Genomic DNA, 26,649 nt, shown 5'->3' with positions numbered 1-26,649 from the left:
GTTATCTACGAGCTATTTTAATCCGTCGACCGTATCGGGCGTTTCCACCTGCCCGGGTTCGCCCTCCCGGGCCGCCTCGCTCGCCTGGCCGTAGTAGGCGCCGGCGCCGTGCTTGCGCAGATAGTGTTTGCGGATCAGCGTTTCCTTGATCGGCGGCGCGACCGGGTTGATCGTGCGCGTCAGGTAAGCCATCTGCGCGATCTCTTCGAGCACGCGGCTGTTATACACGGCTTGCTGCGCCGTCTTGCCCCACGTGAACGGCCCGTGGCACGCGACGATGATCATCTCCACTTCATGCGGATCGAGCCCGCGCAGCCGCTCGACAATCTGATGCCCGGTTTCGACTTCGTAGTCGCGCTCGATGGCCGCGTCGTCCATCGGTTGCGTCACAGGAATCGGTTCGGTCAGGTGATCGGCGTGCGTCGTGCCGAACACGGGAATTTCGCGGCACGCCTGCGCCCACGCCACCGCATACATCGAATGCGAATGACAGATGCCGCCGATGCCGGCGAACGCGCGATACAGCACCGCATGCGTTTTCGTATCCGACGACGGGCGCCCGTTCCCTTCAACGATCTCTCCATCGAGATCGACGATCACCATCGAGTCGGGCGTCAGCTGCTCATAAGGCACGCCGCTCGGCTTGATCGCGAACACGCCACGCGCTGCATCGAACGCGCTCACATTGCCGAACGTGTAGATGGCGAGCCCCTGCTTCGGGATCTCGAGGTTCGCCTCGTAGGCCTCGCGTTTCAGTTCAGTGAACATGATGTGTCTTCTGTTTCCGCTACGTGATGCCGCATCTCGCGCCCGGCATGCTCGACGAGCGCGCCGTAAGAGCGGTACCGGCGATACAGCTGTTCATAGACGAGGCTCGACTTCGCATTGGGCCGGTAGACGTGCTCGAAGCCCGCGCCCATCGCGCCTTGCGCGACTTCCGCGCTGTCGTGAATGCCGGCTGCGACGGCCGCGAACATCGCCGCGCCGAGCGCCACGGCCTGGTCGGCCGCCGTCACGCGAATTTCCTTACCGAACACATCGGCGGCGATCTGCATATTGAGCGGCGATTTGCGGGCGACGCCGCCCACCGCGATCACGTCGTCGATGCGCACGCCTTCTTCCTGGAAGCGCTCGATAATGGCGCGCGCGCCGAATGCCGTGGCCTCGATCAGCGCGCGATAAACCTTAGGCGCGTCGCTGCCGAGCGACAGGCCGAACAGCGCGCCACGCAAGCTTTGATCGGCATAGGGCGTGCGGCGGCCGTTGAGCCAGTCCACCGCAACGATGCCCGTCAGCAGCGGATCTTCGTTCGCGGCCGCGCGTTCGAGCGCGGGCAGAATGCGCGACGCGAGTTCGTCGCGCTGCTGCTGCGTCATATCGGCTTCCGCGAGCAAGCCGAGCGGCCATGAAAGCAGCCGGCGAAACCATGCATAGACGTCGCCGAACGCCGATTGCCCCGCTTCGAGCCCGGTCATGCCGCGGATCACCGAACCGTCGACCTGGCCGCAAATGCCGCTCACGACGCGCTCGCCGATCTCGTCGCTCGGCACGACAACGACGTCGCATGTCGACGTGCCCATCACCTTGACGAGCGTATGCGCCTGCGCGCCGGCGCCGACCGCGCCCATATGCGCATCGAACGCGCCGACACCGACCATCACATCGGCTGGAAGGCCGAGCGTGTGCGCCCATTCGCGCGTCAGCGGGCCTGCGGCGATGTCCGCCGTATACGTATCGCGATACAGCCGCTCGCGCATGCCCGACAGCAGCGGATCGAGCCGCGACAGAAATGCTTCGCTAGGCAAACCATCGAAGGCCTCGTGCCACATCGCCTTATGCCCCGCCGCGCAGCGGCTGCGCCGCAGTTGCGCGGGAGCCGTCGTGCCGGTGAGCAGCGCCGGCATCCAGTCGCAATGCTCGACCCAGCTATGCGTATGCGCGCGCACGTCCGCGTCGACGCGAAACACGTGCAGCATATTGGCCCAGAACCATTCGGCCGAATACACGCCGCCCACGTAGCGCGTGAAATCCTCGCCGCCCCAGCCGTGCGCCAGTGCGTTGATTTCGTCGGCCTCGCGGACGGCCGAATGATCCTTCCACAGCACGAACATCGCGTTCGGATTGTCGCGAAAGCGCTCGGTCAAGGACAGCGGCGTGCCGTCGCGATCGACCGCCACGGAAGTCGAGCCCGTCGTCGCGATCGACAGTCCTTTTACGCGCCGGCGCACCGCATCGCCTGCGGCGTCGAGCGACTCGCGGATGGCTTGCGTGAGCGCCTCGATATAGTCGAGCGGATGCTGCCGGTAGAGACCGCGATCAGGGTCGCAATAACGCCCCTCCTTCCATCGCGGATAAAACGCGACGGCGCTGCCCTTCTGTTCCCCGCTGCTTGCGTCGACCACGAGGCTCCGGCATGAATCGGTGCCGAAGTCGATGCCGATCACAAAGGTGGATTCGTCCCGATTCGCCATATCAGTTTGCCGCTCCCTTTTGCCGCCATTTATCGAGAATCACGGCAAGGACGATCACGACGCCTTTGGCGACGTATTGCCAGAACGAAGACAAGCCGAGGATAGTGAGTCCGTTGTTCATCACGCCGATAATCAGCGCGCCGACGACGGTTCCCCAGATCGTCCCCACGCCGCCCATCAGACTCGTGCCGCCGAGCACGACGGCCGCAATCGCATCGAGCTCGTAGCCGCTGCCCCAGTTGCCGCTTGCCGCATAGAGCTTGCTCGCCGACATCGCGCCCGCCAGCCCTGAAAAAAGCCCGCTGATCGAATAGACGAACAGCAGCACGCCGCGCACGCGAATACCAGTAAGCCGCGCGGCTTGCGGACTGCCGCCGACCGAATAGATGTGAATGCCGAGCACGGTCTTTCTGAGGATCACCCACGAGACCAGCACCACCAGCACCGCGATCCAGATCAGCCAGGGCACGTGAAGGAAATCGTCGTTGCCGATCCACTCGAAGCTCGGAATCGTGTTGTTGAGCACCGTCGTGCCGTTCGACAGCAGATACGCGGCGCCGCGAAACGCCGTCATCGTGCCGAGCGTGACGACAAACGGATTGATGTCGAGAAACGCGACCATCACGCCGTTCATCGCGCCCATCACGAGCCCGGAAAAGATAAACACCGGAATCGACCATGCGGCGAGACCGCCCATCAGCGACAACTGCATGCCGAGCACGGCCGACACCGCCAGAATCGAACCCACCGACAGGTCGATGCCCGCCGTCAGCACGACGAAGGTCATGCCGGCCGCCAGCACGAGATTGATCGCGACCTGCCGCAGCACGTTCATCGTGTTGTCGGCGGTCGCGAAATTCGACGTGCCGTCGACGCTGAAATGCACGGTGAGGAAATAGAACACGACATACAGCACGACCAGCACCGGCAACATGCCGAGGCGATGCAGCAGCGCACGCGCCGAGAAGGCGTTGCGCTTGCCCGCGAGGTTCGTGTCGCCGCCCAGATGAGGGCTGGCCCGCGTTTCAGTTGTCTCAGCCATGGTGAATGTCGTCTCCCACACTTGCATGATGTGACGCCGCGACGGAATCGGTATCGGTCGCCAGACGCATAATGTTTTCCTGCGTGATCGCCGCGCCTGCGAGTTCGCCGGTGATCGCCCCTTCGCGCATCACGAGCACGCGGTCGCAGATACCGACCACTTCGGGCAACTCGCTCGAAATGACGATCACGCCGACGCCCGATTCGGCGAGCGCATGAATGATTTGATAGATCTCGCTCTTCGCGCCGATATCGACGCCGCGTGTCGGTTCGTCGAGGATCAGCACCTTCGGGCCGATTTCGAGCCAGCGCGCGAGCAGCACCTTCTGCTGATTGCCGCCCGACAGACGGCCGACCGGCAGTTCGAGATGCGAGGTTTTGACATTGAGGCGCGCGACCGCGCCTTTCGCGCGCTTCTTCAAGGTCTTGTGATCGACGATGCCGAAGCGTGTGTGGCGGCTCGCGACATTGAGAATCGCGTTTTCGCGCACGCCGAGCTGCAAAAACAGCCCAAGCGACTTGCGGTCTTCCGGCACGTAGGCAATACCGGCGTTCATCGCGGCGCGCGGGTCCGATATCTCGACCGGTTTGCCGTTCAGCTGGATCGATCCGGACGTCTTCGCGTCCGCGCCGAAAATCAGACGGGCCAGTTCGGTGCGGCCGGCGCCGACGAGGCCGGCCAAACCCAGCACTTCGCCGCGATTGACCGTGAACGTGGCCGGCTGGATCTCGCCGCCGCCGACGCCTTCGACTTGCAGCACAGGTTCTTTAGCGGCATCGCGCTCCGGATCCGCGTGCCGCTCGTGCCGATAGAAGTCGTCGAGCGGCCGGCCCACCATCATCTGCACGAGCTTGCCCGAATCGAGCGCGTCGCGCGCGAGTTCGCCGACATACTTGCCGTCGCGCAACACCGTCACGCGATCCGCGAGCGCATAAACTTCGGCCATGCGATGGCTGATGTAGATCACCGCCATGCCTTCGTCGCGCAGCCGGCGCACCACCGAAAACAGATGCTCGGCCTCGCGGTCCGACAATGCGGCCGTCGGTTCGTCCATGATCAGCACGCGGCCGTGATGAATCAGCGCGCGCGCAATTTCAACCTGCTGCTGTTCGGCGATCGACAGCGAGCCCGCGCGATCCGCCGCATGAAACTTCGCGCCGAGCTGGTGCAGCACTTCGCCCGTGCGGCGCAACATCGTCGCGCGGTCGGTGAAGCCGAACGGCGAGCGCGGCTCGCTGCCCATAAAAACGTTCTCCGCCACCGACATATGCGGCGCAACTGCGAGCTCCTGATAGATCAGGCTCACGCCCAGCGCGCGGCTCGCGGCCGGGTTGGCGAGCCGCACGGGCTCGCCGTCGATCCGGATCTCGCCCGCATCGGGCTGGTAGACGCCGGAGAGAATCTTCATCAGCGTGCTTTTGCCGGCGCCGTTCTCGCCCATCAGCGCGTGAATCTCGCCCGGATGGACGGTCAGCTTGACGCCCGATAACGCGCGCGTGGCGCCGAACGACTTGTCGACGCCGGTCATTTGCAAAACAGGATTGGTCATCGTCATCCTCGAAACGCGGACGGCGAGCGCGAGCTTTTCGCATCGTTGCCGCGCGGCTCGCCGTCACCGGATCACAGCCGCGGCCGTGGCCGCAGCCGCAACCACAGACTCAGCCGCTCAGTCGCGAATCCAGCCCTGGTACGTGGCGACGTTCGCGCGCGTGATCGGCGGCGTGGGCAGCAGCTTGACCTTGTCCTTCGGCGCCTTGCCGTTCATCAACGCATAGCCGACGTCGACCGCTTGCGCCGCCATGCCGTTCGGATCCTGCGCGGGCGACACGACGAACAGCGACTGCGGCGTCTTGAGCGCCTGCACACCGTCGGGACCGCCGTCGACACCGCCGATCAGCTTGATGTCGGCGCGCTTGGCTTGCTTGACCGCGAGTTCGGCGCCGATCGCGGTCGGGTCGTTGACGCCGAACACCGCGTCGATCTTCGGATAAGCGGCGAGCAGGTTCGACATCGACGTCAGACCGCCGTCGCGGCTGCCGCCCGCGTCCTGGTTATCGGAAAGAATCTTGATGGACGGATACTTGGCCAGCGCGGCCTTGCAGCCCGTCACGCGATCGATGATCGACGAGACCGGCGGGCCGTTGACGATCACGAGATTGCCTTTGCCGTTCATCTGCTGCGCGATGTATTTGCACGACTCCTGGCCGGCCATCGTGTTATCGGACATGACGGTCGCATCGGCGCCCTCGGCGCCCACATCCACTGCGACGACGATGATGCCCGCCTTCTCGGCCTTCTTCACTTCGGGGCCGATGCCCTTCGAATCGGCCGCGCCGAGAATGATCAGGTCGACCTTGTTCGCGATGAAATTGTCGATCTGTCCGACTTGCGTATTGAGGTCGTACTTGGCCGACACGACCGTCACCTGCGCATTCGGGTTGATCTTGTGCGCCTGGCGCGTCACGCTTTGCCCGACCGCGACGAAGTACGGGTTGGCCAGATCGCCGACCGTCACGCCGACCGAGCGCAGCGGTTTGTCGGCGGCGTGCGCGCCCGCCGCGAAGGCAAACAGGGAAGTGGCGAGCAGACAGGCAAGACTCTTCTTCATCGGACGTCTCCTTTGATTGTGTAGTTGGTGTGCTCAAACGATGCTGGCCATGTTTGAAGCGATGTTTGTGTTCGAATCGCATCGCGAAACGAACAATATCAAACATAACAGAACTATATCAACCAAAGTCGAACATGAAAATCGGTTTTCATGGCGCGCCGCAGCATGCCTGTGGGCTGGCGCCTCAGGGCGAGGCTTTTCAACGGGAGCGGGGGAAGTGAAGCTCGCAGTACTTCTGTTTGCACCGCCTTGGCGCGTCGGCTCGCGACGCTTAAGTGCCTTGGCGATCGACCGCGTTTCGAATCGCGATCACGAATCGGGCATCACCTGCAATAGCGACGCGGGCCGCACGGCGACTTGCCCCGTAAACGGCCGGTCGTGCGCGAGGATCAACAGCATGGCCGCCGCGAAGCCCGCGGAAAAAAGTCCGATCGATACCGCGGAGCCGAGCCGGTTGTGACAATGAACGAGTGCGACCGTCACCTGCAGGCAGCCGCCGAGAAAGATCAGCGATAGCCACTTGACCGGATTCACTTCCGAGCGGCTCACGAGAATGCGCTGGCGTCGCGCCTCGAGCGCCTGTTCCAGATACGTGGCCACCTCGCGCTGCGCGGTTTGCTGCCCGGGCGTTTCAAGCGTCAACGACAGCGTGAGCTGAAGCGCCTTGTTCAACTCGGGCGGACTGATTTTGAGCGTCACGTCACCGCGCGCCATCATCGGCCATTCTTCATCGACGACGTGCTCGATGTGCTCCTTGACGAGCTCCCGAATCTGGCCGCGCGGGCCCTCCGGCAAGACGGCGGACACGATCACCACCGATCTGAGCGCACTCGCTTCCGCGGCGACCGCGGCACTGGCTCGCTCGGTATCGGTCCAGACCTGCGCCGCGGTGAATGCGACAAGCAGACCGAAGATCACGCCGATCGGCGACAGCAGACCCGGCGAAACCGTCATCCACGATCGCCCATGCGGGCCCGCGGCAAGCCGGCCTGTTACGACGTGAATCGCCCATCCCACGAGAAAGCTCGCGGCGAAACAGACGATTGCCATTTCCCATATTGGAAGATTGTGTAACCACGAATCGATCATTGGCGCATCCTCCATGCTTATCCGTGCGAGGCTAAGAACGGGACTGCTGCGGATCAACGGGACGGCAAGTGCACACGAAGCATAAGCGTTGTCCGCGCGAAATACGAAATTCGCGCGGCATAAAACGCCTTTTATCGGGCGGTCGCGGCACCACGACGCAAACGTGAGCGCGAACACGAACGTGAGCGCGAAAAGAGGCTAAGCGATGGCCTCTTTGAACAACCATTCCCGAAATGCCACGAGTCCTGGCAGGTTCGCGCGTTCGGGCCGATAAACCACGAAGTATGCGAGCGGCGACGTGAAGGCGATATCGGGGAACAGCCGTATGAGCCGCCCGGCCGCCAGGTCGTCGCGCGCCATCACGCTGCGCGCAAGCGCGACGCCGTGACCTTCGATAGCCGCTTGCAACACCGCCGCGGAATTGTTGATCTTCATGCCGCGGCTGGTTGCGACGCCCGTCGCGTCTGCTTTTTTCAACCACGCGTTCCACGACGGAAAACCCGCGTGGCCTTCCATCGACAGATCGTGGATCAGGGTTTCGCGTGCGAGGTCGTTTGGCTTGCGCAGGCGCTGCGGCCCGCGTAGCCGTTCGGGCGAAGCGACCGGATAGACCTCTTCGTCCATGAGCTTGTCGGCCACGAGGCCGGGCCAGCTTCCCATGCCGTAGCGCACGCCGATATCGATGCGCCGCGCAATGAAATCGACGGGCTTCAGACTCGTTTCGAGGCGCACGTCCATGTCGGGCCAGGCGGCCTGGAACCGGTCGATGCGCGGCAGCAACCACTTGGCGGCAAACGCCGGGCTGACGGTCACGGTCAGCACGCTGCTGTCGGCGACGCCCTCCTTGAGCCGCTCGAGCCCGAGCGCGAGCCGGTCGAAGCCCGCACGGATATCGGGCAGTGCATGCTCAGCGGCTTCGGTGAGAACCAGGCGCGTTCGCCCACTGGCGCCGCGATGGAACAGCGGCGCGCCGAGCCACTCCTCGAGGTTGCGCACAAGCTGGCCGACCGCCGCGGGCGTGACGTTCAGTTCGGCCGCCGCCGCGGAAAAACTTTGATGGCGCGCGCTCGCTTCGAAGGCGCGCAACGCGTTCAGATGGACAGGCGATTTCATGCGGCGCGGGGTCGATGTCGATGCCAGGATGGATGCTAGGCCAACGCCGGGATCGTGAGTGACGGTAAAGTTTTTCTTTCAATCCCTCAAACTTTATCTCATTTGCCGCCCACAGTGAAGCGGCGAAGAATCTCTGATAAATATAGGCCTCGTTGCATCCGGTTGCCCCATGTTCGAAACCGGCAGCGGGCCATCCGGTGTCAGCCGAAATATTAAGTTTTTCTTTCAGCATGATGCCGGACTTTCTTTCAATTGACTCCTGTCGATCGACCGGAAAAGGAATGGCAAGTGAGCGATCAATTCAAGGGTAAGAAGCTGCTGGTGATCGGCGGCACGAGCGGCATCGGTCTCGCGACGGCGCGAACGGTGCTCGCGGGAGGCGGCAGCGCGGTAATCGTGGGCCACCGTCCTGAGAAGACTGAAGAGGCGCGCAAGGAACTGGCTGCGTCAGGCACGGTTGCCTCGCTGACGGTGAACCTCGGCAACAACGAAGACGTCGCCGCGCTGCTCAAGACCATCGGCGAACAGCATCCCGACATCGACCTGCTGGTCAATGCGGCCGGCGTGTTCTTTCCGAAGCCCTTTCTCGAGCATCAGGAAGCCGACTACGACCAGTACATGAAGCTCAACAGGGCGACGTTCTTTATCACGCAGACGGTCGTGGCCAATCTCGTTGCGCGCGATCGCCCCGGCGCGATCGTCAATATCGGTTCGATGTGGGCGCGGCAAGCCATTGCGGCCACGCCGTCGTCGGCATACTCGATGGCCAAGGCGGGCCTGCATTCGCTGACGCAGCACCTCGCGATGGAACTGGCGTCAAAGCGGATCCGCGTCAACGCGGTGTCGCCGGCGGTCGTGCAAACGCCGATCTACGAAGGCTTTATTCCGAAGGCCGAGGTGCATAGCGCGCTGCAAGGCTTCAACAGCTTCCATCCGCTCGGCCGCATCGGCACGCCGCAGGATGTCGCCGAAGTCGTGACGTTCCTGCTGTCGGACAAGGCCGGTTGGGTCACGGGCGCGATATGGGACGTCGACGGCGGCGTGATGTCCGGCCGCAACTGACAGGCGCAGGGCGAACGCTTCGCTTTCTTTCGATACCTTTCTTTCGGTACCTTTCTCTCGATACGCTAGTCGGCGGTCAACCGAAAATCTTTTCTCATTGCTTGCCGGGCGCGAGATCGATCACGTAGTCGGCTCGATCTCGCGTGGCATCGATCAGACGCGCATTGGCTTCATCGCTGCGTTCGACCCATTCCTTCGCGGCCGCGGCAGACCGCCCAAAATGCATGTGACGTGCGATCAGCCGCTCGCGACGCAGATCGCCGTCGATATCGACGAACCAGATTTCGTCGATAAGCTCGCGCACATGCCGCCAATGGCCGCGCTCGAGCAACAGATAATTGCCCTCGGTAATGACGACGGGCGTTTCCGGCAAAACCGGAATCGCATTGGCAATCGGTTCCTCGATCTCGCGCCGGAACACCGGCGCATAGACGATTTCATCGTTGCCCTGCGCGCGCAGACGGCGCAGCAGCGCCACATACCCCGCGCTGTCGAAGGTATCTTCCGCGCCCTTGCGGTCCGCGCGGCCGAGCTGCGCAAGCACCGTGTTCGCAAGGTGATAGCCGTCCATCGGCACGACCACGGCCTCGCTGCCCAGATGTTCGACCAGCATCTGCGCAAGCGTCGACTTGCCCGCGCCGGGCGCGCCCGTGAGTCCGATAATCAGGCGCTCGCCGTTAGCCGTTTTTGCGCGGATTCTCGCCAGATGGGATTCGATCGTCATCTCCGTTGCCTTGTGATATGCATCCGGCCTACTTTGTATCACGCCGGCGCCGCGACGCCTATTTCCCGGTCGTTCGCATTCAGAACTTTTGCAGATGACCAGCGCACCACCAGCACACCTCAAGCAGGCGCCGCGAACTCTCTGTAACATTAAGGGATGGAGACGTCCGTTTCACTTCCTGTTCACATACACATTTAGCATCCCTCGCCACGCCCGGCCGCTTGTATCGCGGTCGCGTCGACCTTTACTCCAACACAATCCGGAGAACCATGGACACCGCAACCTACACCGATACCCTTTTGCTTATCGACGGCGAATGGTGCGCTAGCGCAAGCGGCAAAACCATCGACGTCGTCAACCCCGCAACCGGCAACGTGATCGGCAAGGTCGCGCATGCCGGCGTCGCCGATCTGGAGCGCGCGGTCGCCGCCGCGCAACGTGGTTTCGAAGCCTGGCGCAAGGTTCCGGCATTCGACCGCGCGGCAATGATGCGCAAGGCCGCCGCACTGCTGCGCGAGCGTGCCGATTCGATCGCGCGGCTGATGACGCAGGAACAGGGCAAGCCGTTCGCCGAAGCGCGCATCGAAGTCATGTCGGGCGCCGATATCATCGACTGGTTCGCCGACGAAGGCCGCCGCGTGTATGGCCGCATCGTGCCGCCGCGTAATCCGGCCGCGCAGCAGACGGTCATCAAGGAACCGGTCGGGCCGGTCGCGGCGTTTACGCCGTGGAACTTCCCGGTCAACCAGGTCGTGCGGAAACTGTCCGCGGCGCTCACCACCGGCTGCTCGTTTATCGTGAAAGCCCCGGAAGAAACGCCGGCGTCGCCTGCCCAGCTGCTGCGCGCGTTTGTCGACGCGGGCGTGCCGGCCGGTGTGGTCGGCCTGGTGTACGGCGACCCCGCCGAAATCTCGCGCTTCCTGATTTCGCATCCGGCGATCCGTAAGGTGACGTTCACGGGTTCGACGGCCGTCGGCAAGCAACTGGCGGCGCTGGCCGGCCAGCATATGAAGCGCGCGACGATGGAACTCGGTGGCCATGCACCGGTGATCGTCGCTGAAGACGCCGATCTCGAACTCGCCGTGCGCGCCTCGGGCGGCGCCAAATTCCGTAACGCAGGCCAGGTTTGCATTTCGCCGACACGCTTCCTCGTGCACAACAGCGTGCGCGAAGATTTCGCGCGCGCGCTGGTCAAGCACGCGGAAAGCCTGAAGCTCGGCGACGGCCTCGCCGAAGGCACGACGCTCGGGCCGCTCGCGAATCCGCGCCGTTTGACCGCGATGACAAACATCGTCGCCAATGCACGCGAGAAAGGCGCGACGGTGGCCACCGGCGGCGAGCGCTTCTCCGACGCGGGCAACTTCTTCCGGCCGACCGTGCTGACCGAAGTGCCGCTCGACGCCGACGTGTTCAACGAAGAGCCGTTCGGCCCGATCGCGGCGATTCGCGGCTTCGATAAGCTCGAGGATGCGATTGCGGAAGCCAACCGCCTGCCGTACGGTCTCGCGAGTTATGCCTTCACGCGCTCGTTCCGCAATGTGCATCTGCTGTCGAATTCGCTCGAAGTCGGCATGCTGTGGATCAACCAGCCGGCCACGCCGTGGCCGGAAATGCCGTTCGGCGGCGTCAAGGATTCGGGCTATGGCTCGGAAGGCGGACCGGAAGCGCTCGAGCCGTACCTCGTGACGAAGTCAGTGACGGTCATGTCGGTGTAAGGCAAGGCAATCCGCACGCGCAAATGCGCCTTTACTGTATTTCCGTATTTGCACTTATTTGCGCTCGATGCAGCACACTGGACCGGGGCCTCGCGCCCCGGTCTTTTTTTGTGCGCGGAATTCCCGATGGCACTGGCCGTTCTGGTCAGTGATCGCCCGCATCGGACATTTGACCGATACCGGCAACGCCCGTGCAGCATCATGCTGTGACTTACGCGCTCGATGCATATCGATGCATCCCGATGCCGGCCGGTCCACTCTCCACTTAGCCCAAAAAGGAACGACGATGAAACGAATCAGTATCGCGCTTGCGGCCCTCCTGTTCTCCAGCGTAACGGCCATTGCCGCCCCGCCCACCGCGCCTGCGCGGATTCGCGGCACCATTGCGTCGGTCGATGCCAGCAAGATCGTCGTGCACACCACGGCGGGAGAGGATCTGCCGATCGCCCTTACCGGCGACACGAAGTACCTTGGCGTGATCAATTCGAGTCTCGACAAGATCGAGCAAGGCAGCTACATCGGCACGGCGACCAAAAGCGTCGGCCCGACGCAGGTCGCGCTCGAAGTGGTGGTCTTTCCGGCCGCGATGAAAGGCGTCGGCGAAGGCCACTATGCGTGGGACAAGCTGCCCGATACGACGCTGGCCGGCGGTCACTCGACCACGGCGAGCGCGATGACGAACGGCAACGTCGCAGCCGTTTCGGCGCCGTCCGGCGCATCGGTCAACAGTGCAATGACGAACGGCAGCGTAAGCGCGTCGTCCGCGCAGAACGGCGTCAAGAAGCTGACGGTTTCCTATAAAGGCGGCGAACAAAGCATCCTCGTGCCGCCGACCGCACCGATCGTCACGTTCCGTCCCGGTTCGACGGCGGACCTGATGAAAGGCGCGTCAGTCTTCGTGCAGGCGGTCACGGATAACGGTCAGGCGAAGGCAGGCCTCGTCGCGGTCGGTATCGACGGCGTGAAGCCCCCGATGTAAGCCGCAGCCCGGTTTTGCACCGGGCTGTTTTGTCATGCCAACGTCATTTTGAGGAGACGCCGATGCGCAATGCTCCTGGGTCATCGCGGCCCGCTCATCCGGTTCCGATCCGCGTGATGCACTGGATCGGCGTCTACGCGATGGGATGCATGATTTTCAGCGGCTGGGAAATCTACAATGCGTCGCCCGACCTGCCGTTCGTTTTTCCAGCGTGGACGGGCCTCGGCGGCTGGCTCGGCGGCGCCCTCGCGTGGCATCTCAGCGCGATGTGGCTGCTGTGCGCGGACGGGCTCGCCTATCTGATTTACGGCTTTGCATCGGGACACTTCCGCGACGATCTGCGGCCGCCGTCGCCCGGCGCATTCGCGCGCGATATGGTTGCCGCGCTGCGTTTCAGGCTCGGACATCGGCTCGGGCACTACAACGCGGTGCAACGCGGGCTCTATGTCGGCGTGATCGTCGCCATCGTCGTGCAGGTGGCGACTGGGCTCGCGATCTGGAAGCCGGTGCAGTTCGGCTGGCTCGCGTCGGTGTTCGGCGGCTATCCGCTCGCGCGCCATATCCATCTCGCGATCATGTTCGGGATTGTCGCGTTTGCCGTCATTCATGTGACGCTCGTCGCGATCCATCCTCGCACGTTGAAATCGATGATCGTTGCCGCGCCCCGCGAAACGGAGGAACAGCGGTGACCGACCAGCTCAAACCCGAACGCAAACTCGTCGCCGTCAGCGCCGACGACATCAAGGCGCAGCTGGCCCGCGTCAGCCGGCGAGGCTTCCTGAAGCGCACCCTTTCGCTCGGCGGCCTCGCGTTGCTGAGCGGCTGCGACCTCTCGACCCATTCGGGCGTCGACGCCGCGCTCGAATCGATCCTTCGCTTCGACGACCGGGTGCAAGCCGCGCTATTCAGCCGCGATCGGCTCGTGCAGACGTATCCGGCAAGCGCGATCACACGGCCTTTTCGCTTCAATGCCTATTATCCGGAGTGGCAGGTGCGCGACGTGCCCGATGGCTGGGTGCTCAATGTGGCAGGACAGGTTGCCGAGAAACGGCCCTGGACGCTTGAGGCGCTGATGGCGCTGCCGCAGGAGAGCCAGATTACGCGGCATATCTGCATCGAAGGCTGGAGCCAGATCGGCCAGTGGCGCGGCGTACCGCTGCATGTGTTTCTTCGTCATATCGGCGCGGATCTGAGCGCGCGCTATGTCGCGTTCACCTGCTTCGACGGTTACTCGACCAGTATCGACATGGCGAGCGCGCTGCATCCGCAAACCCTGCTCGCGCTCGATTTCGACTCGAAACCGCTCGAGCCGCAGTGGGGCGCACCGGTGCGGTTACGGATTCCGACTAAGCTCGGATTCAAGAGTGCGAAAAATATTGAAGCCATCGAGGTAACCAATACGTTCCCCGGCGGGTATTGGGAGCAGCAGGGATACGACTGGTTCGCCGGAGTCTGATTTGCCGGTTGCCTGATGGCCGAGCCTTCGTAACTCATATACTGCCTTCGCGAATGGCCTGTCCACGCCGCGCCGGATGAACCACCCTGCAAGGTTCATCTACCCGATAAACGGAATGTGCGAGGAGTCGAATCGTGAATGAAGTGATCTCAACGGGACATAGCATCGAGACCGCCCGTCATCGGACGGCATGGATCGAGGCCGGCCCGCAGCAAGGACCGCTCATGATCTTTCTGCACGGCTGGCCCGCAATCGGGCTCGTATGGCGGCAGCAGATCGAGCATTTCGCGGCGCGCGGCTGGCGTTGCGTGGCGCCCGACATGCGTGGCTACGGCGGATCGTCGCGGCCCGATTTCACGGCTGCCTATGCGATACCCGAATTCGTCGCCGACATGGTCGAGCTGCACGACGCGCTGGGCGGCACGCCGGCTCTCTGGGTCGGACACGACTGGGGCAGCCCGGTTGCATGGTCGATGGCCTCGCATCACGCGGACCGATGCGCGGGCGTGATCAACCTTTGTGTTCCCTATGTCGCGCGCGGCTTTGCGTTGCCTACGATGCTGCCTCTGATCGATCGCGACCTCTATGCGGAAGAGCGTTATCCGGTGGGTCAATGGGATTACTGGCTGTTCTACCGCGAACATTTCACACGGGCCGCAAAGGACTTCGAAGCCGATACAGCGGCAACGCTTGCGCTGCTTTACCAAAGGCGGCCTAAGCGCGCGCCCGATGTGCCGGCCTTTACAGCAGGCATTCGCGCGCAAAACGGCTGGTTCGGCGCGGCGCGTCGTGCGCCAGCGACGCCGCGCGAGAACGTGCTACTCGGTCAGGACGACTTCGACACGCTGGTGGCGGCATTCACCGAGACCGGCTTCGCCGGCGCTAACGCATGGTATATGAACGACGTGGCCAATCTTGCCTATGCGGCTCGAGCGCCAAACTTCGGACGCATCGCGCTACCGTCGATGTTCATTCACGCGAGCAACGACGCCGTTTGCGACACGACGACAAGCCGCCTCGCCGAGCCGATGCGCGAGGATTGCGAGCGATTGACTGAAGTGACGATCGACGGCGGACACAACATCATGCTGGAACAGCCGCTCGATGTATGCCGCGCGATCGATGAATGGATGAGGGCGGAATGGCTAGGCGCGTGACCTTCGGCTCTTCCCTTCGGCTCTTCCCTTCGGCTCTTCCCTTCGGCTCTTCAGATCACACCCCGCGTATTCGCATACAGCGCATACAGGCCGTTGACCGTCGCCATAAATAGCCGGTTGCGATGCTCGCCGCCGAAGCACACATTCATGCAGCGCTCGGGCAATTCAATGTGCCCGAGCAGCTCGCCATCCGGTGAAAATACCCGCACGCCATCGAGTCCCGCGCCCATTCCCCACGCGCACCACAGGTTCCCGTGAATATCGACACGCAAGCCATCGGGCCTGCCTTCGCCCGCGTCGATCAACACACGGTTTCCCGCGAGCGCGCGACCATTGCGCACGACATCGAATACGCGAATCTTGCGCGGTTCGTCGCGCGAATCGACGACGTATAGCCGCGCTTCGTCCGGAGAAAAGGCGAGTCCGTTCGGCCCATGGATCTCATCGCTCACAAGCGACACCTCGCCCGACTGTCCATCAATGCGATATACGCCTGGACGCAGTTCCGGGTCTCTTGGCGCACCTTGATTAAAGCTGTTGATCGCGAAGCTCGGGTCGGTGAACCAGATCGAGCCATCCGCTTTGACGACGACATCGTTCGGCGAATTGAGACGTCTGCCTTGATAGCTGTCTGCGAGTACCGTAATCGTGCCGTTGTGCCCGGTGCGCGTGACTCTGCATGCCTGGTGCTCACACGTGACGAGCCGGCCTTCGTGGTCGCGCGTGTTGCCGTTCGCGTGGTTCGACGGTTGACGAAATGTCGTGACCGCACCGGTAGCGCCATCCCAGCGCAGGATGCGGTTGTTCGGAATGTCGCTCCACAGCAGGCAGTTTCCGTCGTCGAACCAGACGGGACCCTCGGACCATTGCGTGCCGCGATAGAGGCACTCAACCGACGCCGACGGCAGCCGTAACGCGTTAAAGCGCGAGGACTGCATGCTTCACTCCGCCAGGTCTTCGAGGAAGCGCTCGAGCAACGCATCGAACTGATCCGGACCTTGCCAGAACGGCGCATGGCCCAGTCCCGGCAAGCGATGGCAGCGTCCTTCCCACAAGTTGCCGTAGCTTAGCTTGTCGAAGTAATCGAGGTTGACGACCGGATCGTCCACACCGTTTACCACCGCAAGCGGCACCGCGCTGTTCTTTACCGTGACACGCTGATCCACATAATCTGTTTCAGTGCGAAGCGCTTCGAAAAGCCGCTTGCGAAAACGTCCATCGGCACGCGCGACCGCGTCGCGAATAAAAGGCTCCGCCCATTCCCCCATGATCGTCGCCACGAAATCGTCGATCTCCGTAGCGGATAACTGTTCGCGGCCTGCTGCCCGCGCGTGCGGATGACCGGTGAAGCCCTCGGCCATGTTGTCGCGCGATACCGGCGGCGCGCCGACGATCATCAGGCCGCGCAAACCCGCAAAGCGCGCAATCATATCGATTGCAACGTGACCGCCAAGCGACCAGCCGACCACGACCGCCTCGTCGATCTGGAGCTTCTGCAGCACTTCGACTGCTGCATCCGCAAGACCGGGACGCGTATAGGTGCGCATCGGATCGAGCGCATCGCCCGACTGTCCGTGCCCCGGAAAATCCATCGCGATCAGCCGGCGGCCGTGGGCCGCGAGCCGCCCCTCGAACTGGTGACGGAATACGCCCCGGCAGAAGGAATTGCCATGCAACATCAGAACGGTAATACCGCTCTGCCCCCGCTCTTCCACCGCGATCGAACCATGTGAAGTCTCAAGAAAAGATTGTCGTGTTTCGTCCATTTCCATCCGCGCCTTTTTCAGGATTCGAGGGTCGCGAGACTCTGAACACGTGTTGAGAATCTCGCGAGCAACAAAGTCAACATCGTTCTGTCGCATCGACTAACGCAACTCTACTTAACTTCGCTTCCGGCACGCTATAGATTGCGCACCAGATAATTGCGGCTTCGCTGGACGCTGCGTCCGGCAAAGCGGAAGCGAATTTGTGCAAAGGGTCGTTGTCGATGTCGGCGCGCGTAGTGACGATCGATTCCGGCGATCGATTCAACACCCGTTTTGCGATGGAAAGCTCAATGTTGAAGACGCTGCTGTTCAGACCGATCATGGCGAGCATCGCGCTCGTTTGCACCCCCGTGACGATCGCCTCGGCCCGTAACGCGGCATCCGGTGCGAGCAGTCGTCACGCTAGTCATCAGATCGAGAAAGATGTCCGACGTGCGATTTTTCGCGCAAAGGTGGACACGTCGGATATCTCGATTCTGGCGAAGAACGGCAACGTGACTTTGATTGGCGGTGTGCCCGATCAAAACATGGTTCAGGCCGCAGGGGCTGCGACCATGCACGTAACAGGTGTTGTTTCGGTGGACAACGAATTGATACGGCGTCCGGAAGGATATTGAGGGCGGATTGAACGGTGGCTAAGCGATGACTCAGCGATGACTCAGCGGTGACGATAATAACCCCGATATCCGCCGTAGCCGTATCCATAACCTCGCCAGTACGGGCGCCCCCACCAGCCGCGATAGCCGTACGGGTACCGATAGTAGTAGTAGCCGGGAGGCGGCCCGAAAACGACGGGAGGTGGCGCGTAGACTGGCGGCCCCCTGTAAATCACAGGAGGCGGATACGGACGGTAAATCACGGGCGGCGGAACCGCATACACCGGACCGCCTACATAAACGCCTACGCTTGCGTGCGCCCACGCGACATCGTCCAGGCTTGCCACCGCGACTCCCGCGGCAAGCCACAATAGTGCGCGCTTCATGATCAGTCCTTCCCGTGGCGATACGCTCGACCACGTAATCGAAAGGATAGTGTCAGGAATGGCGGACCGCTATTACAACGATCGATCATGTGTAACGGCGCGTAACGGCAGCACGGACGCGCGCCGAATGCCGCCCCCAATGCACCGGCAGACGGGCTGAGCGACTTCTGCCCTGCTCACGTGCTTAAGTATGTTTAATCGCCAGGCTCACGCAGAAGGCTTCAGCAGGAAACCGATCGCGTCGTTCCACCAGCGATCGTCGACGTAGCCGATCCAGTCGTTGTGCCCAGCGTCTTTGACGACAACGAGGCGCTTTGGCTCGGACAGCGCGCTATAGAGCGCTTCGCCAAAGCGCACGGGGACGATACGGTCGTGCTGCGCGGTAACGACCAGAACAGGACGGTCGAACGAACCCAGATTGCCGGCGCTGTCGTACCGGTCGCGCAGCAGCCACTTCACCGGCAGCCACCGATAGTGATACGCAGCGACGTGCTCGAGGCGATCCCACGGCGTAATAAGCAGCAGGCCCGCAATCCTGTCCCGTTCGCGAACGGCGACAGAAGCCGCGACGGCCGCGCCAAGCGACTCGCCGATAATCAGCAACGGCGCGCCATATTGGCGGTGAGCCAGCGCGATGGTCTGTCCGGCATCGGCGCTCAGATGTTGTTCGCCGAGCTCGCCGTCGCGTGGTCTGTAGCCAGGGTACTCGGCGAGAATCACACGCATCCCGAGCCGGTTGAGCGCCGTGGCGTAATGTGAACGGTCGCCGGCATGTCCCGCGTTGCCGTGAAAAACGATGGCCGTGCCGCGCGCCGCTCCGGGTGGCTCAGCCACAAGCCCCCGGAACGCCTCAGCGGTCGGCCACGCCCGAAGTCCCGCGGAAACAACTTGTCGAATCGTGCTTTTCTCGGGAAAGTACAGCAGCCGATCCTGCAGCAAGTACACCCCTATCAATAAGGCGAGACATGCGACGCCGACGAGCAGGATCGGCCCGGCAAGTTTCATCGTTTCGTATGGCTCCCGGCTTCGAATATTGATTCGCGATCCTTCTGGTTCACGGGGCTTCACCTCGACGATGATGTTTAATTTTTTTCGATTGCCCCGGTCACAATCCAGCCATACGAGCGCGAAAAGAATGTGTTCCGCTCACTACGCGCCTAGCAGATCTTCAATCATCACCGGCAGCTTGCGCACACGCACACCGGTCGCATGATGAACCGCGTCGGTGATCGCCGCGGCAATGCCCGCCAGACCAATCTCCGCAATTCCTCGCGCACCAAGCTCATTGAACACCGTGTCCGGGTAATCGAGAAAGGTCACATCGAGCTTCGGACTATCCGCATGCGACGGGATGATGTAGTCGGCGAGACTGCTGTTGATCGGCGCCCCGCTTTTCGGGTCGTACGTCGTGTGCTCGAACAACGCCATGCCGACGCCCATCACCACCGCCCCTTCAATCTGGCTGCGCCCCGCATGCGGATTCAGAATACGCCCCGCGTCGATCACGCTCACCACCCGGCTCACGCGCAGCCGCGCGGTCTCCGGCTGCCAGGTCACCTCCGCGAAGTGCGCGCCGTATGAGTAGATCGAATATTTTTTCTTCAGCGGATCGTCGAAGCCGCCCTGCGCGCTGCCGGTGCCGGACGCCGAATACATCTTCGCCGCCTGCAGGATCGCGCCATACGGCACGCCCGTGTCGGGCGCCGCGTCCTTGCGATGCACGCGGCCCGCGGTGAACGCAAGCTCCTCGCGTTTCGCGCCCTTGAACGGCGACTCGGCAAGCGCACCCGCACGCGCGAGCACGATATCGATGGCCGCGCGTACCGCTTGCAGCACCGGGGGAATCACCGATGCCGTCGCCGCCGAGCCGCCCGAGACCGGTCCGAGCGGCAGCATCGTATCGCCGAGTTCGACGTCGATGCGCTCGATGGGCAAACCCGTCTGCGACGCAACCAGTTGCGCGAGGATCGTGTAGGTACCGGTACCGATATCCTGCGTGCCGCACACCACGCGCGCCGAGCCGTCCGCGCGCAGATCCACCGACGCCTGCGCCGAGAAGCGCAAACCCGGCCACCCGCACGCGCCGATGCCCCACCCGAGCGTCAGCCCATCGCGTTGCATCGACCCGACTTGAGGCGTGCGTTGCGCCCAGCCGAATTTCTCCGCGCCGGTTCGCAGGCACTCGGTGAGATGGCGCGACGAAAACGGCAAGCCCGTGCTTTCGTCGACCTTCGGTTCGTTCCTCAAGCGCAGCTCGACCGGATCGATATTGAGTTCACGCGCAAGTTCGTTCATCGCCGATTCGAGCGCGTAGAGCCCCGGCACCGCGCCCGGCCCGCGCATCGAGGTCGGCGAGCCGACATGGCGTTTCACGAGCCCCGAACTCACGCGCAGATTCGGCACGCTATACAGAAACGGCGTGATTTCGCCGCAGGCTTCCTGATAGTCATCGTCGATCGACGTGTGGTTCATGTACTCGTGACGGATCGAAGTCAGCTTGCCGTCGCGGTCCGCCGACAAGCGCATGCGCTGCTGCGTCACCGGACGATGGCCGACATTCTGGAACATCATCTTGCGGCTCACGACCAGCTTGACCGGCCGCCCCGTATGCCGCGTCGCCGCGGCGGCGAGCAGCGAGTGCGGCCACATCCATAGCTTGCTGCCGAAGCCCGAGCCGAGAAAGCGCGAGATCACGCGCACTTTCTCTTTGGGCAAGCCAAGCATCTGCATCAGCGAGCCCTGATGGTTCGCAACGGCCTGGCTCGTTTCATAGAACGTGTAGCCCTCGCCGTCCCAAACCGCGACCGTCGCGTGCAGTTCGATCGGGTTGTGCGTTTCGACGGGCGTCACATAGGTCGCGTCGAGTTTGACGGACGCGCTGTCGTAAGCGCGCGCAGCATCGCCGCGTTCGCTCTCGACATGCAGCTCGTCGCGGCTGTCAAGCTCATCGCTCACGTCATGCGCCGCGACCTCGTAGCCGACCTTGACCGCGACGGCGGCCGCGCTCGCGGCTTCGAACGTATCGGCGATCACCACCGCGACATACTGGCCGTAATAGCGGATCACATCGTCTTCGAAAGGCGGGCGCTGCTCATCGACGAAGCCCGTATCGATCGAATTGCCCGAGATCCGGTAGAAGCGGCCGACATTGCCGCGATGAAGCACGGCATGCACGCCGGGCATGCTCTGCGCGCCGGCGAACTCAAGCGACGTGATGCGTCCGCTTGCGATCGTGCTGCATACGGGCACGGCATACAGCAGTCCCGGCAGATCGATATCCGACGTGTACGTCGCCGCGCCGCTGACTTTCAACGGTCCGTCGATACGCACGTGCGGCTGTCCGATCACGGACAGCATGGTGTCACTCACGGTGGACATGGTGAAGTCCTATCGAAGTTCAGTCGTTGCGAGTAGCCTGCGTCAACGCATGCACGATGCACCTGCGCGCGAGCTCGACCTTGAAGCCGTTCTGGCTCTGCGGCCGCGCATCGGCGAGCGCCGCATCCGCGGCCCGTGTAAACGTCGCGGCATCGGGAACCGCACCGCCGAGCACAGCCTCCGCTTCAGTCGAATGCCACGGCTTCGTGCCGACCCCGCCCAGCGCGACGCGAGCATGTTCGATGCGCCCATCGCGCACCTTCACCACGACCGCCGCCGATGCCAGCGCGAATTCGTACGACGCGCGATCGCGCAGCTTCAGATAGAACGAACGGCTTCCCTCCGGCGGTGGCGGCAAGGTGACGTGCGTGATCAGATCGCCGGCTTCGATCACGGTTTCGCGTTGCGGCGTGGTGCCGGGCAGCAGGAAGAACGCGTCGATCGCGACGCTGCGTGGGCCTTTCGCGCCTTCGATGTGGATCGTCGCATCGAGTGCCGTCAGCGCTACGTTCATGTCTGAAGGATTGCTGGCAATGCAGGCGTCGCTGACACCGAGTATCGCCATCATCCGGTTGGAGCCGCCGATCGCCGGGCAGCCCGTACCGGGCGCGCGCTTATTGCACGGCATCGCGGTATCGCGGAAGTACACGCAACGCGTGCGCTGCAGCAGGTTGCCGCCGGTCGTCGCCATGTTGCGCAGTTGCACGGAGGCGCCCGCGAGCACGGCCTGCGACAGCACCGCATAACGCTCGCTGACGAGCGGATGCATCGCAAGGTCCGAGTTGCGCACCGTGGCGCCGATCTTGATGCCGCCGTCCGGCGTGGCTTCGATCTGATCGAGCGGCAGGCGGCTGATGTCGATCACGCGGCCCGGGCGCTCCACATTCAGTTTCATCAGATCGAGCAGCGTCGTGCCGCCGGCCAGAAAGCGCACCTGCGCACCCGACGAGGCCGCGCCCGCCGCGATCGCCTCGCTCAGATCGCTCGCACGTGAGAGCTGGAACAGTTCCATGGCGGCGTCCTCAGGTTTTCTCGCGCACGCGCTGGATCGCGGTGACGATGTTCTGATAGGCGCCGCAACGGCACAGGTTGCCGCTCATTGCCTCGCGCACGTCGGCGTCGGCGGGGCCGACCGCTTCGCCGAGCAGCGCCACGGCCGACATGATTTGCCCCGATGTGCAGTAGCCGCACTGGTAGCCGTCGCATTCGACGAAGGCCTGCTGCATCGGATGCAGCTCATCGAGACTGCCGATCCCTTCGATCGTCGTGATGTCGTCGCCTTCGTGCGTGCCCGCCAGCGACAGACACGCGTTCACGCGCCGCCCGTTTACGTGCACGGTGCATGCCCCGCACTGGCCGTGATCGCAGCCTTTCTTCGTGCCGGTCAGATGCAGGTGCTCGCGCAACGCGTCGAGCAACGTGGTCCGCGGGTCGAGCGCGAGCTGGTAGATTTTGCCGTTCACCGTCAATGCAACAGACATGGTTGGCGGTGGCGTGGACGTTGTGCCGGCGGATTTGCTGTCGCGGCGATCGTCTACGGTGGAATGTGCCGGGACGTTGGGACGGGTGGCGGTATGGGGCATCGAGCGGACTCCTTTGAGCGGGAAGACGCAAGAACGACCGGGCGCTGGGTAGCGCTGAATGGCGCCGCGCGGGCAGCGGCAGCGCGCACGACCCGACCTTGCGGATCAGGTCATGGCGGTCTGGAAACGCCAGGCTGCGGGCAGGCTGACTGCAAATGACGCGAGTGGGGGCAAGCGAAAAGTATAGGTCGCGCTTCGCAGTCGTGCTGATCGTTTTCAGGCCGAATGATCGGCAACAGCCGGCACGTCGTACTGCCGTCGAAGCTGTGCAAGCGGGATGCCCGACCGACGCTCACCACTAATCTGATTTTTCCGTGGCGCCACTCAGGATGCCCACTCAGGATGCCCACTCAGGATGCCCACTCAGGATGCCCACTCAGGACGCCCACTCAGGATGCCTTGATGATTCGCCGCCTCAGCGCGCGCGCCCTTGAGCCGGCACGTCGGCCGGCGGCAGGGTCGAGTCCCGCAACGCCGGAACCCGCGCGCGCACGTGACCGAAGAAACGCGTGCGAAACAGCGCTGCCGAAAAACGTTCGGCGTTTGCGCGGCAATCGATCGGCGAAAAGCGCCCGGGGTTCGACGCGAAATCGTCGACCGCGGCGACGAGCGCTTGCGCCGTCTGCTCGGCGAACACCACGCCGGTCGGGCGCGCGTCGGACAGGCCGCGCACCGTTTCGAGCACCCCGCCCTTGCCGAACGCGATGACCGGCGTGCCGCACGCCTGCGCCTCGACCACCGCGGTGCCGAAATCCTCCTGGGCGGCAAACACGAACGCCTTGGCGCGCCGCATCCGGTCGCGCAGCACCGCGAACGGCTGGTATCCGGTCACCTCGACGTTCGGCGTCGCCAGCGCGCGCACCCGGTGCATTTCCGGCCCATCGCCGATCACGACGAGGCGCCGCTCGGGCATCTTCGCGAACGCTTCGACAATCAGGTCGATTTTCCGGTCCGGCAGAAGCCGCGCCGCGGTCAGATAAAAATCTTCTTTCTGCACATGCAGCGGGAAGCCTTCGACGTCGACCGGCGGAAAGATCACGGCCGCGTCGCGCTGATAGACCTTCCAGATCCGCCGTGCGCTCGATGTCGAGTTGGCGACGAACGAGTCGACTGTGTTGACGGGCGGGACATCCCAGGTACGCAGATAGTGCAGCAGCAGCCGCGTGAAGATGGACTTGAGCCCGGTGCGCGGCTTCGACTGGTTCAGATACTGATGTTGCAGATCCCACGCGTAGCGGATCGGCGAATGCACGTAGCTGATATGCACCTGGTCGGGGCCGGTCAGCACGCCCTTCGCGACGGCGATGCTGTTCGAGATCACGACGTCGTAAGCGGACAGATCGAACTGCTCGACGGCAAACGGCATCAGCGGCAGATACGCGCGATATTTTGCACGCGCACGCGGCAGCTTCTGGATGAAGGTCGTCTTGACCGGCTTGCCGCGCAGAAATGATCGGTCTTCCAGAAAGTCGACCAGCGCGAACAGGTCGGCGTCCGGAAAGCACGCGATGATCTGCTCGAGAACACGTTCGGCGCCCGTATAGGCAACCAGCCAGTCGTGAACGATCGCGATGCGCACCGTACTCGATGCGCGCATGGCTGTGCCCGGACTGCGCCCCGGCGACACGCGCCCGTCAGGCGTCTCGATGTCCCCGTTGCTCATGCGATCTTCTCCGGATGGGTTTCGCGTCGCGACTTCCAGTTGGCAGAAAGCCGGCTCGACATGCCGCCGCCGGCCTGGCCGCCCGGCAGCTCGACGCGGCGTCGCTCAATCTAGAGCACGGCAATACTTTGGGAAAGTTAAATTTGCAACCTTTGCGGGCATAAATTAGCCGTCAAGTCTCTTTTCGGCGCAAATTGTATGTCATGCCGTCATGCACCATAAAAGCAAATTTATCAGGATTTTTCCAAATTGACGATGTGGTTGCGTGCTCAACCAGTGAGCAGCATTTCACAGTTTGGACAATCGGCTGAGAGCCTGGCGTAGCAGACCTTTACGACATTTTTATAACAAAAAAATCCCAAAAATTATTCCGTTTACGAACGCATCGCGCATACAAAAAATCGGTCATTTTTTTGAAATGTGAACTGAATGTGAACTGCGCCGTGTCAAGCATTTGTTCGGAATTAAATTGATAATTTCGCGGCGTCGTTGCGTGCGCAATCATTTGTTATCGATATACTGCACGTGCTTTGCAACCTGGGATGTACCCACCTGGGGTGAACCCAAGTAGCGCGAAGTCGCGGAGCGTCATCCCTCAAACAGTGCACAGGAGCAGCCGAGCCATCTATAAGCACTGAACAGCAGCACAAGCAGCACGACCTACAAAAAAATGACGACATCCCGGGGAAACGTTTCTGAGGAAACGACATGCCGTATGTTGCACACCTTGAAGAGTCAGACCGTATCGTTCCCCGCCTCGTAAAAGACGTGGCAACGATCTCTGGCAATAGCCACGAGCCGTGGACGGCGGCGCGGGCTCCCGCTCGCCAGATCGGTATCGTCCTATTCGAGGGCTTTTCGCTGCTGCGCGCCGGCATCGTCGCCGAGGTATTCAACAAGGCGAACCAGTTGGCCGTCGCGGGAAGCGCAGTGAACTGGATCTACACAGTCAAGATGCTGTCGCTCGCCGGCGGCAACGTGTCGTGCTCGTCGTCGGTGCATCTGTGGACCGAGCGCTTCGACGTACGCCAGTACCAGAACTTCGACGCGCTGTTTATCGGCGGCGGCAAGGGCGCGCAGGATGCGTCGCTCGAAGAGGCGTTGCTGGGCCGGATGCGCTTCGGCTATGCCAGCAGCGCACCGCTGCGCAGCGCGCCCGGCGCGCGCTCGAGCTTCGCTTCGTCAAGCCTGATGGGTATGGCCGACCGGCCCGGCTTCGCCGGCCAGAGTGAAGCCGACAGCGACGAGGATTGCTTTTCGGCCATGGCAAACGCGCTGATGCTCGTCAAGTACGACCTCGGTCATGACATCGCGCGCGAAGTCGGCGAACAGGTCCTGCCGGGCGCCGGCGCCAAGCTCGCCATGCTGCTCGCTGAGGCAGGCGTCACCAGCGTGGCCGACAAGGTCCGCGCTTCCGCGCGCTGGCTCAAGGACAACTGCGAGCGCTCGATCTCGGTCGCCGACGCCGCGCAGGTCGCGGCGATGAGCGAGCGCAACTATCTGCGCCGATTCAAGGATGAAATCGGCATCACGCCGTCCGAGTATCTGCTGCGGGCACGCCTCGACATGGTGTGCCGCCTGCTGATCGAAACCGACCTCCCGGTCGACAAGATCGCACGCCGGATCGGCATGGCCAACGGCGACCGGCTTGCCAAGATTTTCCGCAAGCGGCTCTCCGTCTCGCCAACCGAATATCGCTTGCAGAATCGCCAGGCCCAAGCCCAAGCCGCGTCCTGAGCGGTCGTTGACTCCTCTACAGGTAGCTCATCCGGCGGATCACGTCTGCCGGCCTTCAGTCGTTCAGCTGCGTACTAGATGAATCAGATCGGACATACCGCTTCCCTGCCGGCATCCTCGCCGG

Annotated in this window: 23 protein-coding genes and 1 pseudogene; 8 read left to right on the top strand and 16 right to left on the bottom strand. The window is 62.9% G+C overall.

Features of this window, described 5'->3' with window-relative positions:
• Nucleotides 1–12: 12 nt before the first annotated feature.
• The 7 genes from araD to gcvA form a co-directional block, all read right to left on the bottom strand.
• The gene (araD, locus tag KZJ38_RS27130) at nucleotides 13–768 is read right to left on the bottom strand and encodes an L-ribulose-5-phosphate 4-epimerase AraD (RefSeq protein ID WP_219803052.1); all 756 of its coding nucleotides are present in this window, start codon (nucleotides 766–768) and stop codon (nucleotides 13–15) included.
• A complete protein-coding gene (locus KZJ38_RS27125) occupies nucleotides 753–2,471 on the bottom strand; it encodes a ribulokinase (RefSeq protein WP_219803051.1) in 1,719 nt (572 codons plus the stop codon). Before KZJ38_RS27125 ends, araD begins: the two co-directional genes overlap by 16 nt.
• Nucleotide 2,472: 1 nt before the next feature.
• Complete coding sequence (locus KZJ38_RS27120) at nucleotides 2,473–3,513, bottom strand: ABC transporter permease subunit (RefSeq protein WP_246642031.1); 1,041 nt, start codon at nucleotides 3,511–3,513, stop codon at nucleotides 2,473–2,475.
• Nucleotides 3,506–5,068, bottom strand: a complete 1,563-nt coding sequence (locus KZJ38_RS27115; RefSeq protein WP_219803050.1) for a sugar ABC transporter ATP-binding protein — start codon at nucleotides 5,066–5,068, stop codon at nucleotides 3,506–3,508. The genes KZJ38_RS27120 and KZJ38_RS27115 overlap by 8 nt, the downstream gene beginning before the upstream one ends.
• A 111-nt stretch (nucleotides 5,069–5,179) precedes the next feature.
• The gene (locus tag KZJ38_RS27110; RefSeq protein WP_219803049.1) at nucleotides 5,180–6,121 is read right to left on the bottom strand and encodes an ABC transporter substrate-binding protein; all 942 of its coding nucleotides are present in this window, start codon (nucleotides 6,119–6,121) and stop codon (nucleotides 5,180–5,182) included.
• A 309-nt stretch (nucleotides 6,122–6,430) separates the two neighbouring features.
• On the bottom strand, nucleotides 6,431–7,210 hold the full coding sequence (locus KZJ38_RS27105; protein WP_219803047.1) for a bestrophin-like domain: 780 nt from the start codon (nucleotides 7,208–7,210) through the stop codon (nucleotides 6,431–6,433).
• A 198-nt stretch (nucleotides 7,211–7,408) separates the two neighbouring features.
• Complete coding sequence (gene gcvA / locus KZJ38_RS27100) at nucleotides 7,409–8,323, bottom strand: transcriptional regulator GcvA (RefSeq protein WP_219803046.1); 915 nt, start codon at nucleotides 8,321–8,323, stop codon at nucleotides 7,409–7,411.
• A gap of 288 nt (nucleotides 8,324–8,611) precedes the next feature.
• Between gcvA and KZJ38_RS27095 the strand changes: the two genes are divergently transcribed.
• Nucleotides 8,612–9,385: an SDR family NAD(P)-dependent oxidoreductase gene (locus KZJ38_RS27095; protein ID WP_219803045.1), complete on the top strand. Its 774-nt coding sequence runs from the start codon at nucleotides 8,612–8,614 to the stop codon at nucleotides 9,383–9,385.
• 94 nt (nucleotides 9,386–9,479) lie between these two features.
• Here the strand turns inward: KZJ38_RS27095 and KZJ38_RS27090 are convergent, their stop codons facing one another.
• On the bottom strand, nucleotides 9,480–10,109 hold the full coding sequence (locus KZJ38_RS27090; protein ID WP_219803043.1) for a nucleoside/nucleotide kinase family protein: 630 nt from the start codon (nucleotides 10,107–10,109) through the stop codon (nucleotides 9,480–9,482).
• 269 nt (nucleotides 10,110–10,378) lie between these two features.
• On the opposite strand from KZJ38_RS27090, the gene KZJ38_RS27085 reads away from it, so the two are divergent.
• From KZJ38_RS27085 to KZJ38_RS27065, 5 genes are all read left to right on the top strand, one after another.
• Nucleotides 10,379–11,824, top strand: coding sequence for an NAD-dependent succinate-semialdehyde dehydrogenase (locus KZJ38_RS27085; RefSeq protein WP_219803041.1), 1,446 nt, complete (start codon nucleotides 10,379–10,381; stop codon nucleotides 11,822–11,824).
• A gap of 286 nt (nucleotides 11,825–12,110) precedes the next feature.
• Nucleotides 12,111–12,803, top strand: coding sequence for a hypothetical protein (locus KZJ38_RS27080; RefSeq protein ID WP_219803040.1), 693 nt, complete (start codon nucleotides 12,111–12,113; stop codon nucleotides 12,801–12,803).
• Nucleotides 12,804–12,865: 62 nt separating this feature from the next.
• Nucleotides 12,866–13,492: a cytochrome b/b6 domain-containing protein gene (locus KZJ38_RS27075; RefSeq protein ID WP_219803038.1), complete on the top strand. Its 627-nt coding sequence runs from the start codon at nucleotides 12,866–12,868 to the stop codon at nucleotides 13,490–13,492.
• Complete coding sequence (locus tag KZJ38_RS27070; RefSeq protein ID WP_219803036.1) at nucleotides 13,489–14,259, top strand: molybdopterin-dependent oxidoreductase; 771 nt, start codon at nucleotides 13,489–13,491, stop codon at nucleotides 14,257–14,259. The genes KZJ38_RS27075 and KZJ38_RS27070 overlap by 4 nt, the downstream gene beginning before the upstream one ends.
• 134 nt (nucleotides 14,260–14,393) lie before the next feature.
• A complete protein-coding gene (locus tag KZJ38_RS27065) occupies nucleotides 14,394–15,416 on the top strand; it encodes an alpha/beta fold hydrolase (RefSeq protein ID WP_219803034.1) in 1,023 nt (340 codons plus the stop codon).
• A 50-nt stretch (nucleotides 15,417–15,466) separates the two neighbouring features.
• Here KZJ38_RS27065 and KZJ38_RS27060 read toward each other — a convergent pair whose 3' ends face one another.
• A complete protein-coding gene (locus KZJ38_RS27060) occupies nucleotides 15,467–16,354 on the bottom strand; it encodes an SMP-30/gluconolactonase/LRE family protein (protein ID WP_219803033.1) in 888 nt (295 codons plus the stop codon).
• A gap of 3 nt (nucleotides 16,355–16,357) precedes the next feature.
• Nucleotides 16,358–17,182, bottom strand: a complete 825-nt coding sequence (locus KZJ38_RS27055) for an alpha/beta fold hydrolase (protein WP_219803031.1) — start codon at nucleotides 17,180–17,182, stop codon at nucleotides 16,358–16,360.
• Between the two features lie 236 nt (nucleotides 17,183–17,418).
• Here KZJ38_RS27055 and KZJ38_RS27050 point away from each other — a divergent pair, with 236 nt between their 5' ends.
• A complete protein-coding gene (locus tag KZJ38_RS27050) occupies nucleotides 17,419–17,799 on the top strand; it encodes a BON domain-containing protein (RefSeq protein WP_219803029.1) in 381 nt (126 codons plus the stop codon).
• A gap of 41 nt (nucleotides 17,800–17,840) precedes the next feature.
• Here the strand turns inward: KZJ38_RS27050 and KZJ38_RS27045 are convergent, their stop codons facing one another.
• From KZJ38_RS27045 to KZJ38_RS27020, 6 genes and pseudogenes are all read right to left on the bottom strand, one after another.
• On the bottom strand, nucleotides 17,841–18,164 hold the full coding sequence (locus tag KZJ38_RS27045; protein ID WP_219803027.1) for a hypothetical protein: 324 nt from the start codon (nucleotides 18,162–18,164) through the stop codon (nucleotides 17,841–17,843).
• A 207-nt stretch (nucleotides 18,165–18,371) separates the two neighbouring features.
• A complete protein-coding gene (locus tag KZJ38_RS27040) occupies nucleotides 18,372–19,169 on the bottom strand; it encodes an alpha/beta hydrolase (protein ID WP_219803026.1) in 798 nt (265 codons plus the stop codon).
• Between the two features lie 144 nt (nucleotides 19,170–19,313).
• Nucleotides 19,314–21,542 (bottom strand): xanthine dehydrogenase family protein molybdopterin-binding subunit, encoded by a 2,229-nt coding sequence (locus KZJ38_RS27035; RefSeq protein WP_219803024.1) that lies wholly within the window; start codon nucleotides 21,540–21,542, stop codon nucleotides 19,314–19,316.
• Between the two features lie 19 nt (nucleotides 21,543–21,561).
• Nucleotides 21,562–22,554, bottom strand: coding sequence for an FAD binding domain-containing protein (locus KZJ38_RS27030; RefSeq protein ID WP_219803022.1), 993 nt, complete (start codon nucleotides 22,552–22,554; stop codon nucleotides 21,562–21,564).
• Between the two features lie 10 nt (nucleotides 22,555–22,564).
• Nucleotides 22,565–23,023 carry a (2Fe-2S)-binding protein gene (locus KZJ38_RS27025; RefSeq protein WP_246642030.1) on the bottom strand — a complete coding sequence of 153 codons (459 nt, stop codon included), beginning with the start codon at nucleotides 23,021–23,023 and terminating at the stop codon, nucleotides 22,565–22,567.
• A gap of 550 nt (nucleotides 23,024–23,573) precedes the next feature.
• A pseudogene (locus tag KZJ38_RS27020) lies at nucleotides 23,574–24,788 on the bottom strand (glycosyltransferase family 4 protein); the annotation flags it as partial.
• 768 nt (nucleotides 24,789–25,556) lie between these two features.
• Here KZJ38_RS27020 and KZJ38_RS27015 point away from each other — a divergent pair.
• Nucleotides 25,557–26,525: a helix-turn-helix domain-containing protein gene (locus KZJ38_RS27015; protein ID WP_246642029.1), complete on the top strand. Its 969-nt coding sequence runs from the start codon at nucleotides 25,557–25,559 to the stop codon at nucleotides 26,523–26,525.
• Nucleotides 26,526–26,649: the final 124 nt, after the last annotated feature.

The organism is Paraburkholderia edwinii (assembly GCF_019428685.1).
In the GTDB taxonomy this organism is placed as follows: Bacteria; Pseudomonadota; Gammaproteobacteria; order Burkholderiales; family Burkholderiaceae; genus Paraburkholderia; species Paraburkholderia edwinii.
Note: the sequence above shows the minus strand (reverse complement) of the source record. Positions and strands in the feature narration are given on the sequence as shown.